15 protein-coding genes are annotated in these 20,781 nt (G+C 27.9%); 7 read left to right on the top strand and 8 right to left on the bottom strand.

Features of this window, described 5'->3' with window-relative positions; translation table 4 throughout:
* Positions 1-875 precede the first annotated feature (875 nt).
* Positions 876-2,570, top strand: a complete 1,695-nt coding sequence (locus ACSH4Z_RS03095; RefSeq protein WP_438340528.1) for a hypothetical protein — start codon at positions 876-878, stop codon at positions 2,568-2,570.
* A gap of 116 nt (positions 2,571-2,686) precedes the next feature.
* On the opposite strand, the gene ACSH4Z_RS03100 is transcribed toward ACSH4Z_RS03095, so the two are convergent.
* The 5 genes from ACSH4Z_RS03100 to ACSH4Z_RS03120 form a co-directional block, all read right to left on the bottom strand.
* On the bottom strand, positions 2,687-3,499 hold the full coding sequence (locus tag ACSH4Z_RS03100) for an HAD family hydrolase (RefSeq protein ID WP_438340529.1): 813 nt from the start codon (positions 3,497-3,499) through the stop codon (positions 2,687-2,689).
* A 7-nt stretch (positions 3,500-3,506) separates the two neighbouring features.
* Positions 3,507-3,809: a thioredoxin family protein gene (locus ACSH4Z_RS03105; RefSeq protein ID WP_438340530.1), complete on the bottom strand. Its 303-nt coding sequence runs from the start codon at positions 3,807-3,809 to the stop codon at positions 3,507-3,509.
* 17 nt (positions 3,810-3,826) lie between these two features.
* A complete protein-coding gene (gene proS, locus ACSH4Z_RS03110) occupies positions 3,827-5,260 on the bottom strand; it encodes a proline--tRNA ligase (RefSeq protein WP_438340531.1) in 1,434 nt (477 codons plus the stop codon).
* Positions 5,261-5,329: 69 nt separating this feature from the next.
* On the bottom strand, positions 5,330-6,514 hold the full coding sequence (locus tag ACSH4Z_RS03115; RefSeq protein WP_438340532.1) for a phosphopentomutase: 1,185 nt from the start codon (positions 6,512-6,514) through the stop codon (positions 5,330-5,332).
* Positions 6,515-6,523: 9 nt separating this feature from the next.
* Positions 6,524-7,987 carry a DUF1846 domain-containing protein gene (locus ACSH4Z_RS03120; protein WP_438340533.1) on the bottom strand — a complete coding sequence of 488 codons (1,464 nt, stop codon included), beginning with the start codon at positions 7,985-7,987 and terminating at the stop codon, positions 6,524-6,526.
* Positions 7,988-8,938: 951 nt separating this feature from the next.
* Here ACSH4Z_RS03120 and pyk point away from each other — a divergent pair.
* On the top strand, positions 8,939-10,360 hold the full coding sequence (pyk, locus tag ACSH4Z_RS03125) for a pyruvate kinase (protein ID WP_438340534.1): 1,422 nt from the start codon (positions 8,939-8,941) through the stop codon (positions 10,358-10,360).
* A gap of 69 nt (positions 10,361-10,429) precedes the next feature.
* On the opposite strand, the gene ACSH4Z_RS03130 is transcribed toward pyk, so the two are convergent.
* A complete protein-coding gene (locus tag ACSH4Z_RS03130; protein WP_438340535.1) occupies positions 10,430-11,020 on the bottom strand; it encodes a hypothetical protein in 591 nt (196 codons plus the stop codon).
* A gap of 87 nt (positions 11,021-11,107) precedes the next feature.
* Positions 11,108-12,373 (bottom strand): serine--tRNA ligase, encoded by a 1,266-nt coding sequence (gene serS, locus ACSH4Z_RS03135; protein WP_438340536.1) that lies wholly within the window; start codon positions 12,371-12,373, stop codon positions 11,108-11,110.
* A 131-nt stretch (positions 12,374-12,504) separates the two neighbouring features.
* Between serS and ACSH4Z_RS03140 the strand changes: the two genes are divergently transcribed.
* From ACSH4Z_RS03140 to ACSH4Z_RS03160, 5 genes are all read left to right on the top strand, one after another.
* Positions 12,505-14,781, top strand: coding sequence for an ATP-dependent DNA helicase (locus tag ACSH4Z_RS03140; protein WP_438340537.1), 2,277 nt, complete (start codon positions 12,505-12,507; stop codon positions 14,779-14,781).
* 40 nt (positions 14,782-14,821) lie between these two features.
* Positions 14,822-15,376, top strand: coding sequence for an aminoacyl-tRNA hydrolase (pth, locus tag ACSH4Z_RS03145; protein WP_438340538.1), 555 nt, complete (start codon positions 14,822-14,824; stop codon positions 15,374-15,376).
* Positions 15,366-16,307, top strand: a complete 942-nt coding sequence (gene tilS / locus ACSH4Z_RS03150; RefSeq protein WP_438340539.1) for a tRNA lysidine(34) synthetase TilS — start codon at positions 15,366-15,368, stop codon at positions 16,305-16,307. Before pth ends, tilS begins: the two co-directional genes overlap by 11 nt.
* A gap of 59 nt (positions 16,308-16,366) precedes the next feature.
* Entirely contained in the window at positions 16,367-18,562 is a 2,196-nt protein-coding gene (gene ftsH / locus ACSH4Z_RS03155) for an ATP-dependent zinc metalloprotease FtsH (protein ID WP_438340540.1), read from the top strand.
* A gap of 204 nt (positions 18,563-18,766) precedes the next feature.
* The gene (locus ACSH4Z_RS03160; protein ID WP_438340541.1) at positions 18,767-20,044 is read left to right on the top strand and encodes a hypothetical protein; all 1,278 of its coding nucleotides are present in this window, start codon (positions 18,767-18,769) and stop codon (positions 20,042-20,044) included.
* Positions 20,045-20,096: 52 nt separating this feature from the next.
* Here ACSH4Z_RS03160 and ACSH4Z_RS03165 read toward each other — a convergent pair whose 3' ends face one another.
* On the bottom strand, positions 20,097-20,711 hold the full coding sequence (locus tag ACSH4Z_RS03165; RefSeq protein WP_438340542.1) for a DUF402 domain-containing protein: 615 nt from the start codon (positions 20,709-20,711) through the stop codon (positions 20,097-20,099).
* Positions 20,712-20,781 lie beyond the last annotated feature (70 nt).

Genomic DNA, 20,781 nt, shown 5'->3' on the forward strand with positions numbered 1-20,781 from the left:
TAGTAGTGCAAGCAAATTCAAAAAACTAAAAAATCAAGAAGTTTTTAGCCTTATCATTGATTTATTTTTATAGATAATCAATATATTAGTGGGGGTTAATGATAAATATTGAGCAAAATAAAGAATTTGTTATTGCTCAAAATAATTTTAAAAAATGCCATAAACAATTGTTTTAATGAAAAAAATATTATATTTGGGTTGTGACCACCTAATGAGACGCTTTTATGTTATTCTTATTTATATTACCGCTTTTTTACAATCGCCAGGATTCTAATATTTGTGATAGAGCATTACTATTGATATAAAAAAAATGCTAGTGCAAAAAAATGTAGAAGAAAATAATGATGTGTAGTATGAACACGGATTTTTAAGTAAGACATTATAATTTTTGCTGCTTTAAATAGTTTTTTAGCAAAAATGTTTTTTCAATAACTTTGATATTAATTTTTTTATAAAAAATAAACCTATATTGATGTATACAGTTTAAAAATCTAGACAAATTAATGTCTAGATTTTTGTTATTAAAAGGAATTAATTATGAAAAAAATCGAATTTTTTAAAAATTTAAAAGAATTTTACACAAGAGAAAAATTATAAAAATGCAAAAAACAAGAATTAAATTTTAAAAAAAGTTTAAAAGCATAGTTTTAAGGTTTAAAAATTTTATTTTTTATATTTTCGCTATTTTTTTTTTTTTCAAAAAGCATAAAAAATAATTTAAAATTTTTGCGTATCTATCGGTAAAAACTAGATAGAAAAATCTATTAGTAAATAAAAGAATAAATTTGTAGATTCGTTTAAAAAATAAGCGTTATTTTATTTTCGAATATCAAATATTAATATAAGTTGCTAATAAAATGAAAAGGAGAATATATATGCAAGATGGAAATGTTTCGCAAGAAGAAAGAAAAAATAGAAAAAGGAAAGCATTAGCTATTGCACTTCCGCTTATTTTTGGAACGGGCGTTGTTGTTGGCGCTTTGCTAGGCGGAATTAGGATAGGTCAATCCTATCAAATGAAGAAAGAAACTGTGCTACCAGCGAAAGAAACTAAACCTTCAATGGATAGACAAAATAGTGTGGTTTTAAAAGAAGAAGTTCCATTTCAACCAGAATTATTTAAAGATTTAAAAGATAATACTAAGGTTTTAAAAATAACAAATAAGGATGAGTTAGAATATAACGAGATCAAGGTTGTTGATAAAAATTTCATTAAACAATTAAAAGACGAAAAATATATTATTAACGATCCTAGTGCTGAATTATACATTCTACTAAAATATAAGTACAAAGGCGAGGATAAACCAACCTTAAAATTTTTTGCTCTTAATTACGATGTTAAGGAACTTAATGAACAATATAATTACTTTAAAGAAAAATATAAAGATTACTACCAAAGCGACTATAGATTTAGCAAATTTCTTAATGATAATTCAGAATTTAATGATGAAAAATTCAAAATCTCAGACGGCTATTATAAGGCAGAATACTTAAATAATATTTTTAAGAATCAAATATTGCCAATTTATCTAAAAGATGTTGAAGAAGTTAAAAAAGTGGGATTGAGACATTATTATAATACCGAAGCATTTATAGAAAGATATGAGCAAGGTGTCAGACAACAAATCAGCCAGCATTATTATAATCCATATGACCCATCCCCACTTTATCCTAACGAACTTAAAAATGTTTTTGTTTTTAATGATAAATTAAAAAAAGTTCTAGAAAAGGATTATAACGACAAAGGGCTTTATTGAAATTATGAAAAATTTATTATTAACAGACAATTAGTCAAAAATCTTGATACACCTTTATTAAAAAGATTTTTAACACTTTTATATACCCATTTTAATAGAAGTAATTCTATTCATGACTTTACTGATTCTTTAACCTCCCAAAAAAATATCGAAGAAAAATATCAAAAACTTTATACACCACAAACAATGTTTTTTGGCGAACTAGAAAAAGCGTTTTCAGATTTACAACTAGAGTTAAGAATACAAAGATATGGTTTATATGATGATAATTTAAATATTGATATGCCTAAATTGCAAAAATTTTATGATTTACATGATTTGTGATGGGAAAATAAGGAAACATTTAATAAACAATTGATTGACTTTTTATTATCTGCCAATAAATTAATAGACGTTTATAATGACAAGGTTCAAAACGGTAGCCTTGGTAAAGAATATTATGAAAAGTTTTTATTATATCCAATCGAAAAAAATTCACATTATGATGTTGTTAATATTTTATTAGATAAATTCCTTTCGACTGATGCTAATTATCAAACCGTAAAAACTAGAATTGATTTGCTTGGAAAAATTGATGAATTAGTGAATAATTTTAAAAATGATTTGGCTAATGCATTTAAGGATTTAAATATTGAAACTAAAACAAAAGAAATAACAAATTATTATCTTCAAACATTTATAAAAGATATCGATACAGATAAAACCCTTCTTGAATCACAAAACAGTCTTGAAATTTATTTTGAAGATAAAATTCTAGATTTAACAAATCATTACAATTTAGATTTTGAGGATTTTATTAAAAATATTGTTTAAAATCATGGGATTTAATATCACCATTGTATTAGTTTGCTAGAAATAATCAAAAAAATAAGGTACAACACATTAAAAAAGGTTGTGCCTTATTTTTGTTTTTATTAATAAATATAAAATTAGTTATTATTACCTTCGATCTTTTTTACAGCCTTAGCAACCCCAGATTTTTTATAAGAGCCAGCTACTCATTTGGCTTGAATTTTAATGTTTTTTAATGCATTATTCATAGCAATAAATGCCCCTACATAAGGGATTGTTGAAGTGTCATTACCTGAGTCTCCAAAATGTACAGTTTCAATTGGGTTGATATCAAGAAGTCTGCAGACATAATCTATTGCTTTTCCTTTTCCTGCGTTTATGTCATTAATTTCAATCGCATAACCCTTTGAAACAATATGAAGTGAAAGGTTTCTGAATTTCTTGGCCAATTCTTCAGCTAACATTCTTATATATTTTTTGCTTCCGCCAAAGGTAATGATTTTTGTGGCATTAGTAATATGAGGAATATCATCATAAGTTTTTTGAATTAAATTTTTAATTCAAGGTCTGAATAACTTTAGTTTAGAGGATGTACCGTAGATTGTGTTACCACTATTGAAAATGAAAAATAATTTTTTTTCTTTTAGAATTTCAACAATAGACATTACAGTGTCTTTTTGAATTTCGTTTTTTAATATGGTTTCACCATTTGAATCAACAATCAAACCACCATTTTGACATATTACATATGGCGAATTTGTTTGTTTAGCTAAATTAAGAACAAAATCTGATGCGTAACGTCCAGTGGCAATGATGAAAGGTATTCCCGAGTCGTTTTTGCTTTTAACTATTTCAAAATTTTCTTTACTTAGTCCTTCTTTTGTTTTAGGTAAATCTAATAATGTACCATCTAAGTCTGTAAAATAGGCTTTTGGTTTAAAATTAATCATATTTTATTTAGTTGTTAAATTTTTTAATTAATTCTTCAGCAGGCATATATCCTTGTGAAGTATTAATTAATTTTCCATCAACATAGAAGAACAATGAAGGTATGCTTGATACGTTCATTTCACGTGCAAAATCACGATTTTGATCAATATCAAAGTCAAAAACATTAATTCCTTCATTTTCTGTGCCTAAACGTTGGATTTCTGGGCCTATCATTTGGCATGGTGGACATCAAACCGCTCTAAAAGCCAAAATCGCTTTGCCTGTCAAGTGATCGTCGTTTAATTCGTTTTGTAGTAATTTCTTGTACATATTTAATCTCCGTTCATTTAGTATGCTCTAGCAAAAATAACAACTTTATCAGTTTTTTTGTTTGTATAGAAACAATTTTCATACTCTGGCAATATATTGACATTAAAAGGTATGCAACGTGTTGAAGCTCCGGTTTCTTCCTTGATTTTATCTTCATCATCGCCGTTGCCATTAAATTTAGTTATAACTCAATACCCATCTTCAATCAGTTTCTTGAATTCTGTATAGTTTGAAGCTACTCTTATATTGTTAGTTAATCTCTTTTTTGCTTCACTTAATAGGTTATTTTGTATATCAACCAATAACATTTGAGTTTTATTTATTGCCTCATCAATAAAGACACTAATCTTTTCGAGTGTATCTCTTCTGACAAGTGTAACCTTATTTTCATTTAGATCTCGAGGACCTATTTCAATTCTTAATGGTGTACCATGAATTTCGGAATTGGCAGCCTTATACCCTGCACTTTTATTAGTTTTATCTATTTTTGATTCTATATTTAATTCATTTAGTTTTTCATGAATTTGTTCAGCAACACGTGCTACTCTCGGATCTTTCGAGGCAAATAATTCAAGAATGTCGACTTTTATTTGAGCAATTTTAGGTGGAATAATAATTCCTCTATCATCGCCATGAGTCATTATTAACGCGCCTAGCAATCTTGTCGAAACACCTCATGATGTTCCATAAGCATTTTCGAGTTTGTTTTCCTTATTTTTGAATGTAATATCAAATGCTTTTGTGAAATTTTGGCCCAAATAATGACTTGTTCCAGCTTGTAATGCTTTGCCATCCTTCATCATTGCTTCAACAGTAAAAGTATAATTGGCGCCGGCAAATTTTTCATGCTCGGTTTTTTGTCCCTTAACAACAGGTATTGCTAGATATTCTTCAATAAAGTTGGTGTATACATCCAACATTTTCTTAGTTAATTCCTGTGCTTCTTGCGAATTAGAGTGTAGTGTATGACCTTCCTGTCATAAAAATTCTCTTGTTCTTAAAAAAGGATTTGTTGTTTTTTCCCATCTAAGGACATTTACTCATTGATTGTAAATTAAAGGTAAATCATTGTATGATTCAACCTCGTTTTTAAAGAAATCGCCGAATAAAACTTCACTTGTTGGTCTTATATAGAATTTTTCATTAAGTTTCTTTCCACCAACTTCAGTGATTGTTGCTAATTCTGGATTGAAACCTGCAATATGATTTTTTTCCTTCGCTAATAAATTTTCCGGAATCAAAAGAGGTAGATTGACATTTTGAACACCTAAGGTCTTAAATTTTTTGTCAAGGATAAGGCGAATATTATCTCAAATTCCAAATGATAATGGTTTGAATATAATCGAACCTTTCGAAGAGCCATAAGCCATTAAGTCGCCATTTTGTATGACATCGGTATATCACTTTGCAAAATTCTCTTTTTGAGTTGTAATTTTTTCTAGTTTTTTCACAATTTATAATTTTATAGTTTTTTTTATTTTTGTATTTTTATTTATAAATAAAAACAGCCAGATAGGCTGTTATATTAAATCATCAAAAATATCATCGCCGGTTGCTACAGTAGGAATATCAAAATTTCTAGCAACAATATTACCAGCTGTTCCTAATCCTCTTAGCGACCCTAAAACTTTCGGATGCATGAATGATTTTGAATAAACTGTTAAAGGTAGAGCTTCTCTAGTATGGTCTGGTCCAAAGGTTGGGTCATTGCCATGATCAGAAGTCATAATTAATAAGTCATCTTTTTTCATAGCATTAATTAGTTTTGCTAGTTTAATATCTAATCTTGAAACATTTTGACTATATCCAATCGGATCTTCTCGGTGCCCATAGTGGCTATCAAATTGGACTAAGTTCACAAATATAAATTGATTCTTTGATGAAGATGCAGCGATATTGATAGCAATGTCCATATTTTCATCATCAGAAGCAGGGCCGTACACTTTATCAATGCCAACACCACTAAAAATGTCGTTAATTTTTCCGATTGCAATAACCTCAATGCCCTTTTTTTGTAAGTCCTCAAGAATAATGTGACCTGTTGGTTTGTTTGCAAAGTCGTGTCTGTTGAATGTTCTTGTAAATTTTCCGTTTTCATAAACGAAGGGTCTCGATATAACTCTTGCTACATTCCATTCTGGTTTTGAGGAACAAATTTTTCTTGCTCTTTTTGCATATTCGGTAAGTTTTTCAACACCTAATGTTTTTTCATCACCAATAATTTGCAAAGTCGAGTCAGGAGAAGTATAAATAATCATATCTCCCTTTTCCATATGTTGATGACCAAGTTCAGTTAAAATAACTGTACCAGAAGCGTTTCTATTACCAATAATTTTTCTTCCATCAAATGCTTTTGATAGTTCAGCTACCAAATCATCAGGGAAGCCTTTTTGAGTAAATTGAGGGTTTGGAACTTCTGTATAAATTCCCATCATTTCTCAGTGCCCGGTTAGAGTATCTTTTCCATTTGATATTTCATGTATTTTTGCAACATATGCAAGCGGTTTTTTTACTTTTTGATTATGTCCTGCAATTTTGGCTACTTCGGTAACACCTAATGATTTTCATGTTGGAATTTCTAGTGGTAAGGCTTCAGAGGCATGCAATAAGCTATTTGCACCTTTGTCACCAAATTCTTCTTGACGAGGCTCAGGTCCAATTCCTAAACCATCTGTTACAATAAAAAATATACGATTAAATTTCATAATTTCTCCTTAATGTTTTATTACTTCAACTTGTTCGGTTAAATATATATCCATACTTTTTAAAATTTCTTTATCAGATTCGCTTGATATTGTGGTCCTATGTAAATATAAACCAGCAAGTTTATTAATTTGATCATATGCTTTTTTAGCTATTTTAGATGTTAGCGCACTAATTGAAAGGGCCATAAGCGTTTCTTTAACATCAAGTGATAGATGATTGTAATGTAAGTTTTGTTTTAAATCCTTAACTAATTCTATGACATCAGGATTTAGAACGTCAATTGTTGAATCAATTTTTGCAAAATACTTTAAGGCATTTAGAACTACAGCACTATTAGAATTTAATAACTTAGATTCTTTCCCTAACAAAACATGACCAGAATTTATTTCAATAGCTGAGCAAACTAAATTATTTTTGTTGGTGTATTCATTTGCAAATTTTATTGATCCTATAATATTAGGGTCAATATTGTTATTTTTAATTATTTTATTTAATCTATTTAGATAGACTTTTGGACATTTATCTTGTTGGTAATTTACTTTGGTTTGATAATACCTACATACTATTTCTTTTTGAGAGGCTATGGTAACTGCTTGATCGTTGGTAATACAAAATCCTGCCATATTAACACCCATATCTGTTGGCGATTTGTACAGTGATGTATTGTATATTTTTGTTAATAAATTATTTAATATTGGAAATGCTTCAAGATCTCGATTGTAATTTGTTGCTTTGATTTTATATGCGTTCCAATGAAATGAGTCGACCATATTTATATCATTTAAATCTACTGTAGCTGCTTCATATGCTAGGTTGGTAGGATGATTTACTTGTAGATTTCAAATGGGAAAAGTTTCAAACTTAGCATAGCCAGATTTTATATTATTCTTATTGTCGTGATATAGTTGTGAAAGTATTGCACTTAATTTCCCAGATCCCGGTCCTGGTGCCGTTACGACAATGATTCTTTTTTTAGTAATAGCATAGTCATTTTTGCCAAAACCGCTTTCAGATACAATATGTTCAATGTCGTGGGGATAGTTTTTTATATGATATTGCTTAACAACATTAATCCTTCGTTTAGTTAGCCTATGAATAAAGGACTTGATTTGAATAGAATCTTCATATTGTGTTATTACAACATTTTTAACCTCAAGGTCATATTTTTTAAATTTATTAATAATTCTAAAAATATCCTCTTCATATGTAATATTAATGTCAGACCTTATTTTTCTGTTTTTTATATCCTGGGCAGCAATCACTAACATTATTTCAACTTCGTCTTTAAGTTTTAACAGCATTTGTAATTTTGCATCATGTTTAAATCCTGGCAAAACTCTTGTGGCATGAAAGTCATTGAATAGTTTTCCACCAAATTCAACATATAATTTATTGCCAAACTTATCAATTCTCTTCCTAATTTCATCAGATTGAAGATTAATATATTTGTTATTATCAAAACCAATTTCCATAAATTTTTCCTAAAATATAAATTTATTTTAATTCTTAAATAATTTTATAACAATTTAATATTATGATATTAAGAAATTACAAATAGTCATCTTTTAAAAGGAAAACAACGCAACGCTTCATAAACTATATAATGATAATTAGTTTTTAAAGTTTAGATGAGTTTTTAAAAATTATGATTACAAAAAATTAATAAAGGGGAATTTTGACAATTAAATTGCTTCTCTTTACATTGAACTTTGTTATATAAAAACGATTTTTATTTTTCAATTAACCGTGTTGAATGCTTATTTTTAATTGCATTATCAAAGGCGCCAAGACTATAAATCCTCATACATTTTTGATTTTTAGGTAGTAAATAAACTTTTAAAGAATGCTACATCATCAGTGAAACTACTAAGATCAAATGATAGACGTTACTATTTATAGTGCAAAAAATTTTTGATGCTTCTTAAAGAAAGATTTATTTATTTTAATTTTTAAATAATATGAAGTAAAAAGAACCTAATATGTTATTACTAATTTTTTAAATTTTGTTTTTTAAATATTTTTTCAAACTATAGTTGTATTTATAAAATTAAAATATATTGTTTTTTAAGTGCAATTTTTATTGTAAAAATATGTTTTTGGCAAAGAAAGATTCTTTAGATATAGAAACAAAATTGATTTTAGCATATAAGTTTTTGGTGTTTTAAAAAGTTAATAATTGAATCTTATTTGTTTGTTCCCATCTTTGTGTAGATTTTTATCTACCTTGTATATTTTGTCCCTTAAAATTAGTAGAAAAATAATTTTTTATCTTGCTAATTTATTATTGCAGTCAAATCTTAACTAATGTAAAATTAAAAAATCTTTAAAGGAAAGTAATTTTGGTATTTTTATCATTATTTAAAAAAACAAGTTTTAAATAAAGAGTAAAATTTTATTATATAAAAAATTTCGAAAGGCATAACATGAAATTTAATGAACTAAGAACTAAGATAGTCGCTACAGTCGGACCTTCAAGTGAAAGTTATGAAACAATGAAAGCTTTAATTGAAGCTGGTGTTACAACCATTAGAGCAAATTTTTCACATGGTACAATTGACGATCATAAAAGAAAGTTTGACATTGCTAGACAAATATCAAAAGAAATAGATAGACCAATTTCATTGATGTTGGATACAAAAGGGCCAGAAATCAGAATTGGTAAGATGCAAGATGGCGTTTGCTTAATTCCTGCTAAACATAAATTAACTATTAGAACAGATAAAAAATCATATGAAAATTTAATTGGAGATGAGAATACTATTACCGTTTCATATCGTATGGACCTAGATGTTAATGAAGGTAATAAGGTATTGATTGATGATGGTAAATTGGTAACTATTGTTAAAGAAGTAAAACCTAATGAAGTTATTGTTGAAACTATAAATTCTCATAAATTAAAAACAAATAAAAGAGTTAATATTCCGGGTGTTAATTTCTCTCTACCATTTTTATCAGAAAAAGATATTAATGATATTATTTGAGGAACTCAATATAAAGTTGACTATATAGCAGCATCATTTGTTAATAATGCAGCGCAGGTTAATCAAATAAGAAAAATTCTTGATGAGCATAACGGACAACATATTCAAATAATTTCAAAAATTGAATCTCAAATGGCAATTAACAATATTGACGAAATAATTAGAGCATCTGATGGAATTATGATTGCTAGAGGTGATTTAGGTTTAGAAATACCTTATTATGACGTTCCATATTGAGAAAAGAAAATTATTCGTGCAGCAAGAATTCAAGGAAAGAATGTTATCGTTGCAACACAAATGCTTGACTCAATGGAAAATAATCCTTTACCAACAAGAGCAGAAGTTACTGATGTTTATTACGCTGTTGAATTAGGTGCTGATGCAACTATGCTTTCTGGTGAATCCGCATCTGGAAAATATCCAGTTGAAGCTGTTAAAACAATGGCCAAAATAGCAAAGAGAGCTGAAAAAGAATATTTTACTGAATTATTCTATGAGAAACAAATTCAAAAGGTTGCTAATGATCAAAATTCAAGAATGCTAATTGCTTATGAAGTAGCATCAATATTGCAACCTGGCGATTATAAGTTTGCTATTGTTTTATCACATAGTGGTAAATTATTAAAAGAGGTAGCTAAGTATCGTCCTAATGCTCATATTATTGGTGTTGTAAGTGACGACAAACTTGTATGGAGTTATGGAGTAACTGCGGGCGTATTTTGCGAAAAACATTCAGAAGCTGTAAGATCTTTAATAAAATATAATCACGATGCTGGACGTCAAGTTTTAGAGGAATATGGTGCTAAAAAAGGTGATAAATTTATTGTTGTGGATAGTTTAAATATTACTTCACATGAGTTCTAAAAGTTATTTTTATTAATAAAAAACCGCAGCGTTAGGCATGCGGTTTTAATTTAAACAATTTTAATTTATTTATTTAGATCATATTTTTTTGTCGAGTTTATATGTATTTCTTAACTTTTTTAGTTGCTTAGAAATTTCTTGATTTATGATGTATGAAAAAGGGTTAAATGTAATTCTTTCATTTGTTTCAAAATATTTATCCAAGAAACCAAATGTTGTTTCACCATACATTGAGTATAGAATTTCGCCTATTTTGGTGTCTAGTCAAATATATTTATTAGCAAGAATTTTTCTATCCAAAAAAAGAATCATATTTGGCAATTTGTCAAGAATTTCTAAGGTAGTTAAACTATATAATTTTTCTTCTGATTCTGACTTTGTTAGGAAGAAATCTCTTTTTATTGAGTCAATAATTTTATGTTTGCTAAGATAGTAGTAATAACAGAAAAATGTGTGGCCTCATTCTTGGTTATATTCTTCTTCCCCGTCATATAATTTGCAAAAATCGTCATGTTGTTTCTTACTTATTTCCTCAATCGAGAAAATTTTAGTGAAATCTTCATAGGAATTTAACGGCTCATTAAGTTTTTTTAACAAATTTTTTGATTCCTCATATAACACATTTTCATTTTGAATATTTTCGTTTTTCTCTGGTTGCATATTTATTCTTCCCCATTTTTAGGATAATAAAGAATTTATAATTTGATTTCTTAATAACATTTAGTTGTTTAAAATATTAAACGTTATTTATCTTATTATTTCTTTATTCATATATGGAACTAAAACTTTTGGAACAGTTATTGAACCGTCTTCATTTTGATAATTTTCTAAGATAGCAGCAACAACTCTATCAATGGCTAAACCAGAACCGTTTATTGTGTATGCATATTTAGTTTTTCCCTCTTTAGTTCTATATCTAATTTTTGCTCTAATTGCTTGAAAATCCTTATAAATTGAAATTGAACTAGTTTCGCGATATCTCTGCTCAGAAGGAATTCACAACTCAAGGTCAATTGTTTTAGCTGACCCAAATCCCGTATCACCTGTTGATAATATAAGCTCTCTAAAAGGTATTTCTAGTAATTCTAAAATGCTTTTTGCATCATTGACCGTTTTTTGTCATTCCAATAAACCATCTTCTTGTTTAACAAATTTAACTAGTTCAACTTTGTGAAATTCGTGTTGTCTAATTAAGCCTTTTGTATCTTTACCACCACTCCCAGCTTCAGATCTAAAGCATTTAGTATATGCGACATATTTGATAGGATTTTCAAGATTTAATATTTCATCGTAATGCAAATTGGTGACTGGAACCTCGGCAGTTGGTATCAGTCATAAGTCACTATTTTCGACCTTAAAAAGATCTTCGCCAAATTTTGGGAGTTGTCCTGTGCCATAAAGCATATTTGAATTAACTAGGTGCATTGGCATAATTTCTTTATATCCATTTTTTATATGTGTATCTAACATGAAATTTTCAAGCGCCCTAATTAATCTAGCCCCATCGTTTTTATAAAGTGCAAAGCGTGATTTTGAAAGTTTAACGGCTCTTTGGAAATCCACAATATCAAGCTTAGTTGCGATTTCATAATGCGGCAAGACATTTTTAACTAATCCACGTCCAAGGTTAGCATATTCGCCAATGCAAACATTATCCTCATCGCTTAAACCTATTGGCACGTCATCATACGGGATATTAGGTATTTGTAATAATAACTTATTTACTTCTTTGACAATTTGATTTGTTTCAGATTCGATTGATTCAATTTGTTTTTTGGCTTCATTTACTTCTAGCATTAGCAAGTTATAATCTTGGTTATTTCTTTTTTTGATTCCTATTTCTTCGCTTAGTTTATTTCTTTTGGCCTGAAGACCTTCTAAATTATGAATCAATGAATTTCTTTTGTCACCAAGTTCATAAATTTTATCAAGTGCTAAATGGTCAAAATTTCTGTTAGCAAGTTTTTTAATTACTTCTTCCTTATTTTTTAAAAGATATTTTAGGTCAATCATATTTTAAACTCCCTGAATTAAACTATCAATAATTTTATACTTTTTTAATAAAGTATGGTTGTTATTAACTTTAATTTGCATATCCTTAAATAGGTCATAAAAAAGTATGATTGTGCTACAATTAAAAAGATATGCTTAAACAGAATTTTATAGTAACTGGAACATTTGAAAAAGTGTTATGGAGATCAAGAGATCAGCGTACAGCAATTGTGGCTTTTAAAGTTTTAGAAAATGATAAAAAAAATCCAATAATCTTAAATTCCTATAATTCAATAACCATAACTTTTTATGATCATTTATTTGACGAATTAAAAATTGAAATTCACGAAAAAAAATATGAAATAAGCGTAATTAAAAATAACCTTTCAAAATATAATGATAGTTATTTGATCGATTCCCAAATCCCTTTTAAAAAAGTTACATCTGAGCTTCTAATTGAGGAAAAAAATGAATATTTAAGTCAAGTTTTTAAATTAGAGCTATTTAATGAATTAAAAAATGTTAAGTTTAATACATTGATAAGAGATTTAGGAGAAGATGTTTTTCAAAAAATTTATGACGATAAAAAGCTTTATGGGCAAACATTTGGTATTACTGCGGAAGATTGAAAAAGACTTGTGGAAATAATAAAAAATAACTTTCAATATTTAATTGATATATCACACCTTTTTAAGATTAATGTTTCAAAGGCAACAAGCAGGTTAATTTTAAAGAAATTTAGTAGCCTTAAAAGTTTTCTAGATGAGTATTTTGATAATTTATACGATTTTTATTTTGACCTTGAAGAATATGAAAATATTAAGATATCTGATATTGATAAGATTGCAATTGAATTTAATCCTACATCGCTAGTTCAAAAAAACGCAACTTATTTATATGCATTTGTGGAAGAATATTTTTTTAATTCTGGTAATACGCGAATTAAAGTAGATAAATTTTATAAAACCCTATGTAATATTTTTAATAATGAAATTTTTAATAGTATTAAGAAACATTTTGATGAGACAGTTGCCCAATTATTAGAAAAAAGATTGCTTATTTCTTTAAAATACATTGATGGTGAGTACTATACTACTCGCGATACAATCTATAAAGAAGAATATGTTGTAAAGCGTCTTTCATATATATTAAAGAAATCAAATTACGAAGAGCCTAATATTTTAAATATTCCATCGATTTTTGATGCACAACAAGTCACAGCTATTAGATCAGCTTTAACTGAGAATTTAGTATTAATTACTGGCAATCCTGGGACTGGTAAAACATTAATAACTAATGAAATTATTGACCAATTAGCTAAAAAATATGATCATAACGATATAGCAATTTTAACTCCGACTGGTCGAGCAACAATTAATATTAATATAAAGCAAGAAAATATGAAGGCCCAAACTATTCATAGTTTTTTGCGTTGAGATCAAGAAAGTAACAGATTTTTTACTAATGAAGATTCAACCTCTGATATTAGTATTTTAATTATTGATGAGTTTTCAATGGTGTCATTGGATTTATTTTATAATCTTTTAAAAGGTATATCAAAATATACATTAGCTAAAATTATCTTGGTTGGCGACAAGGATCAATTGCCGGCCATTGGCAGTGGTTACTTAATTAAGGATTTTATTGAGAATAATATTTTTAAAACTATTATTTTAACTAATATATATCGTCAATCTGGAAACTTTGATATTGTTAAAGATGCTTTAAAAATAAATGAAGGGGTATTTCCGGATTTTGAATCAAAAAATTCTGAATTTTATCCAACAAATCGCCTTGAACTTAAAAATAAATTAATTAAGAAGATTGAAGAATTATTAGCTCAAGGCTATACAAAAAAAGACATAGCTATTCTTAGCCCAATATATCGTTATGAAACTGGTATTGATGAAGTTAATGAGGCTCTTATTAGTTATTTTAGAAATAAAGAAAAACCTGAAGTCGCTAAATATCGTGAAAGAACATTAGCAATTAATGATAAAATTATCAACCTAGTTAATGATTCTAAATTGAAAGTTTTTAATGGTGAAATAGGTTATATTTCGAAATTTATATATGCTAAATCAACAACAAAAAAGGAACCTATTTTATCACACATTTCCATTGAATTTGATAGTGATGACAAAGTGGTTACCTTACCAAGAGCCTATTTCTTTGAAAATACTTATTCAGCCTATTGTACAAGTGTTCACAAATATCAAGGTAGTGAGTGCAAGGCTGTAATTGTAATTTTATTCTCAGAAGCCAAAAAATTATTAAGTAAAAAATTAATATATACAGCAATAACAAGAGCAAAGCAATATAGTGTTATTATAGGCGAAAAAAGTGCGCTAGAATTTGGTATTGCAAATGACGATGATTCGAAAAGAATTACTAATATTCAATATCTATGAATGAAAAATCATAAATAACAAATATTTTGTTTTAATTTTTAATTATTAAGGAGAAATTATGAAATTAATTGTTGGATTGGGAAACCCAGGTGTTGAGTACGAGAGAACAAGACATAATGTAGGTTTCATGGTTATTGACAAACTTGCCGAGAAATTAGAATGTCCCCTAAAGGAAAAAAAGTTTAATGGAATTTTTTATAAGGATAGTGAAATAATTTTAGCTAAACCCTTGACATATATGAATAATAGTGGCGAATTTATTAAAGCAATTTGCGATTATTTTGAAATAATGATCGACGATATCATTGTCGTTTATGATGATATGGATACCGAACTTGGTAAAGTTGCTATTAGACAATCAGGCTCTTCAGGAGGCCATAATGGCATTAAGAGCATTATAAACCATCTAGGCACCCAAGATTTTAAACGTTTAAAAGTGGGGATTGGTAGAAAGGAAAACGCTATTAACTTTGTTTTAGGAAAATTTAGTTATAGTGATTCATTGGTAATTGAAAAAGTTATTGATGCAGCATCTGATGCCTTAATTCAATTTATTAGTAATGATATTCGTTATGTTATGAATAACTATTCAGGTAAAATTTATGGAAAATAAGTTAATTGAATTAAGACAAAAATTTTTTAATGAATTTATTAATAACCTTGTTTCATTGGATGAAACCTTTATCCTTGGCATTAGTGGTGGTCCTGATTCAATGTGACTGCTCAATCTTATGAAAAATCAAAAAATTATTGTTGCTTGTGTTAATTATAATAAGCGTGAGGACTCGTGAAAAGATGAAAAAATAGTTCGAGATTTTTGCTATAAAAATAACATCGTATGCGAAATTTTTTCAATAGAAAAATCAAATGATCATGCTGGTAATTTTCAAAAAAAAGCACGTGATCAAAGATATACATTTTATAAAAAAATTTATGATAAATATAAGGCTAATTATTTAGTTCTTGCGCATCACAAGGATGATTGTCTTGAAACATTCTTATTTCAGAAGCAAACTTTTAGACACCCAAAACAATATGGAATAATGCCATTAAATAAAATTAATAATATGAATATTTTTAGACCGATGATTAATTTGTGGTATAAAGATGAAATTTTAGCATTCTGTAATCAATTTGCGATTCCATATGCTATTGATTATACAAATAATTTGCCTATATATACTAGAAATAAAATTAGAATTGGTCTAAAAAAATGTTCTTCTTTACAAAAAGATGAATTATTTTTAAAATTAAAATTCTTGAATAAAGAATTAGAGAAAAAACAAAATCTTGTAAATAATGAATTTAAAAAGTTTAGGGAATCTAATTACAATTATAAAATTCTAAATTTTGATCATTGTTATATTAATGAAATTTTATTTGAATATTTGCACGCTAATGTTAAGGATATTAAAATTTCATTAAATAAATTAAATTCATTTAAAAAGTTTATTATGTCTCAAAAAAATTTTAAAGGTTTTAAAATTAATGATGAAGTAATTATCTATAAGAAGCAAGCGTCTCTAAAAATTTGTAAAAATTAATTTTTATTTTATAATTTTGCTAATAAATTATATTAAATTACTATAGAAAGGAGTTTTATATGGGAAATAAAAATAACTCTCCACAACCGAAAGAAAAGAAAAAAATTGGATTATTTGGAATAGTTGGGATTTTTATTGCTATTGTTGCCTTTATAGTTCTTGTTTTAATTGCAGTTGATCAAATTCGTGCTGCTTCAATCAAATACGAGAATCTAGGTTTTTTAGAAAAAGTCGTAAGAGAAACAGCAAAAAGTCAAACTGATGGTCTTTATGTTTCGCAATGATTAGAAAATACTTATTCTGATACTTTAAATATTACAGTTAATGGAACCCAGAATGAATTGCAATTTTTGCTTGGTCGAAAATTTTATCCCTTTTCATCTTATTCATTTACGATTAACTTAAGTGGATTATTAGAAAGGGAATTACCATCTTCATTAATTTCATGAACAAATACTAAAACATATTATGAAGCTCTTAGTGTCATAACTTCAACAAGTGGTGGTATTTCTGGCTCATTTAGTTCAGCACCAATTCCACAGGCAGGCATCTTCGAAAAATACATAAGTCCAGCAATTAATGTAATCTTCTTTGGAATTATTATTATTGCTATTGTATTTAGCTTAAAATCAATGTCAAGAAGAGGATTGGGCGGTGATTTTGGTATAGGTAATAAATCATTAGCACAAAGAGTATATTCAAATAAAAAATTCTCAGATATAGCAGGAAATGAGGAAGTTAAGGAAGAAGTTAAAGAATTAGTTGATTATTTAAAAAATCCTAATAAATATGATGCTGCGGGTGCCAGAATCCCTAAAGGTATTTTACTTGGAGGCCCTCCAGGAACTGGTAAAACCTTAATTGCAAAAGCTACAGCAGGGGAAGCTAATGTGCCTTTCTTCTTTATTTCCGCTTCGAATTTTGTGGAAATGTTTGTTGGTCTTGGGGCCAAACGTGTTAGAGATATGTTTGAAGAAGCAAGAAAACATGCACCTGCAATTATATTTATCGATGAATTGGATGCTGTAGGTAGATCGCGGGGCGCTGGAATTGGTGGCGGAAATGATGAAAGAGAACAAACTCTTAACCAATTGCTAGTAGAAATGGACGGCATTAAGGAAAATAGTGGAATTTTAATTATGGCAGCAACTAACAGAACCGATGTTCTTGATCCTGCCTTATTAAGACCTGGTCGTTTTGATAGAACTATTACTGTCGGACTTCCTGATATTAAAGAAAGAGAACAAATCCTAATATTACATGCGAGAGGAAAAAGAGTTGATCCTAAAATTAGTTTCTCACAATTAGCTAGAAGAACTCCTGGATTTTCGGGTGCACAACTCGAAAATGTAATTAATGAGGCTTCATTATTGAGTGTTAGAGAAAGAACTCTATTTATTACTTTAGAACAAATTGATGAAGCTATTGATAGAGTTATGTCGGGTCCTGCTAAGAAATCAAGAACAATTTCTGAAAAAGAAAATATAGCAGTTGCGTATCATGAAGCGGGACATGCCGTTGTTGGAATTAAAATGAAAGGCGGCAATAAGGTACAAAAGATTACCATTATCCCTCGTGGTCAGGCAGGTGGATATAATTTAATGATGCCTGAGGAAGAAAAATACAATCGTTCAAAATCAGAGTTAATTGCTATTATTACTTCATTTATGGGTGGCCGTGTCGCCGAGGCAATTATTTATGGAAAGGAAAATGTGTCAACTGGTGCTAGTGATGATATTGCTAAGGCAACATCTATTGCACGTAGAATGGTTACTGAATGAGGTTTATCTGATTTAGGACCTATTAAGTATGAGGAAGATACATCAAATCCATTTTTAGGGCGTGATTATATGAAAAACGCTTCTTTTTCAAACAAGGTCGGCCAAGAAATTGATGAACAAATTCGCAAAATTATTCTTACAGCAGAACGCGAAGCACATAAAATTATTTCAGAGAATCGCGATTTATTAGAGTTAATTAAAGATGCTCTTATTATTAAAGAAACAATCGTTGCTGAGGAAATTGAATATATTGCTGAAAATATGAAATTACCAGAAGGGCTAAGCAAAACAAAAGAACAATTAAAAGTAGATTATTCAGAAGTTGATTTTAATAATTTATTTAATGAAGTTTCAGGAGCTAAAAAAATAACTGAGGATAAATATAAAAACGACTTAGCAAAGGAACTTGCAAAACATGATGTTCCATTGGATGATAATTTGTCTGGTAATGATGAAAATGATGATAATAATTAAAATTGAATAACTTTTTATTTAAAATCCCAATAGACAATAACATGGTGTCTTTTGGGATTTTAATTTAATAATTTGTCATATGTGTTATATTAAGTGTCTTTTTTAGCTTTAATTTGTTTATGTAATTGTTATATATTATAATTTAGTTAATTATAAATTACTGTATAGATAATGTAAATTAAACACGCAAAGGAAGAAAAGATTATGAAGAAGAGTTTATTAAAAATATTATTGCCCTTAACAAGTATCGGAATTGTTCCTGTTTTAGCAGTTTCATGCTCTAATTCTGAAAAACAATTATTAGAAAAAGAAATTGAAAATGTTAATAAAACTATCAAAGAGGATAAAAGTTTAACTGCCGAAACAAAAGTTTTATTAGCACAAAGTGTTACAAAGACAAGAAAATTATTAGCTCAAGCGAAGTCAGATGCAGAAATTAAACGAATAAAGGATGCATTTATTAATGAAATTAATGAGATTAAATTAAAAAACAAACAACAACCAACACCTAAACCAGATGACAAATCAGGCGATAATCCAAGTGCTCCTATTGATGAAACAAAAAAAGAAAATCAAGTAATTAAGAAATTAAAAGATATCTTTGAGGTTAGTGAAGAAAATAAAACTAAATATGGTGCTAAATTATTAAATAAAGAAGTTTGATTATGATATGGCAGAAAAGATAAAAATATAGTTGTAACACAACAAGGTAAGAATCCTAATTGAAAAAAAGGGGTTGATGTAATATTTACAATAAAAAATGCTAGTTTATTAGAAGATACACAACTTGTTAATTCTGAAAAATCAACCTATGAAAATAAGAAAAGAAATTCAATAGAATTGCAATCACAGCTTAACTATAAAATAGTCAAAAAGAGTGAGAAAGATGATTCTGATGGAAAAAATAAGACTGTTGATTTTGAAGTAATTGTTGAATATAAAAGTGCATCATACAGTAAAGATGGAAATCACATAATTTCCGATATTTCTAATACTTCTAAATTAGAATTTTCAATTAAGGTACCAAAAACTAATGAAAAAATTAGCGATGTTGATACCTTTATTAAAACTACACAAGGTAAGTTTAAACTAAATGATAAATATTCTAAAAAAGATTCTTTAAAAGATGATTTAAAACAAAAGAAGATTGATCTATGATATTCATACACCTCGCATGCCATTGTTTGGACCCTAAGAGATCAACACCCTAATTGAAGAGATTTGAATGAATCGGACCAGGTTTTATTATCAAGTGGTATTGAGTGAAATAAAGACGGAAAGAACTATCAACTTGCAAACTCTTCTAATCCAACATACATTAGTAAAAATAAAACAAAAATCAGTAGCAAGCTTGATTACGAAGTTAATGAAAAAGACGGCAAATTTATTTTAATAATTAAATATAAAGGTGCTGAATTTGTTAAAAATGGTGTTCCTATTATTGGCAATGAAGTTGTTTCTTCCGAAATAGAAATTGCTTAAAATAAAAAGAAAATAGAGGGAATTTCCTCTATTTTTATTAGTCTTAAATATTCTAAATATCGCCGGAATTTATTAATTGTTTTTTAATATCGTTAATAAGTTTTTTAGAAAAAATACCCCTTTTTAATCTACTTTGTTCTTCTAAAAAATCAAGTTCATTATAGATGCGATAAATCAATTTTAAAGGATAATTTAACTTAGTTATCGATTCTTTAAAGTCAATTCAGTCAATAACGTTAAACTCATCATCGTTGTAACATTTAATATCAAGGTCAAAGTCAATGTATTTAATGATATTATCCTCAATAAAAAAGGGGCTAGCTAAATTAACATAAATATTGTTTGGTCTATCATCATTAAGAGTTATCGAAGCATTATAAAATTTATTTTTGGCAAAGAAAAACAAAATAGGTTTTGAAACTAGCCAGTTGATATTTGATTCTTGCACTTTTGTTTTCATTAATAAAACAACAACAAAATCATCAAGATTAGCTATGATTTTACACCCTTCATATTGTCGATATAATGTGCCATCATACTTAAAAGCTTGAACAGAAACTAGCTGGCCCATTTGATATAGTTTCTTAGGTTTTCTTGATTCTAATTTTGATATATTTTCTTGTTTTGCTAAATCATGAAAACTCTTAATCTCATTATTAGAGCTCATGTATCCTCATTTTTAAATAATTAATATATGTATAAGAAACTAATTTTACTTAGTTAGTTATCATAAAAAT

Origin of the sequence: Mycoplasma sp. 125 (assembly GCF_051549845.1) — a bacterium.
Taxonomy (GTDB): Bacteria; Bacillota_I; Bacilli_A; order Mycoplasmatales; family Metamycoplasmataceae; genus Metamycoplasma.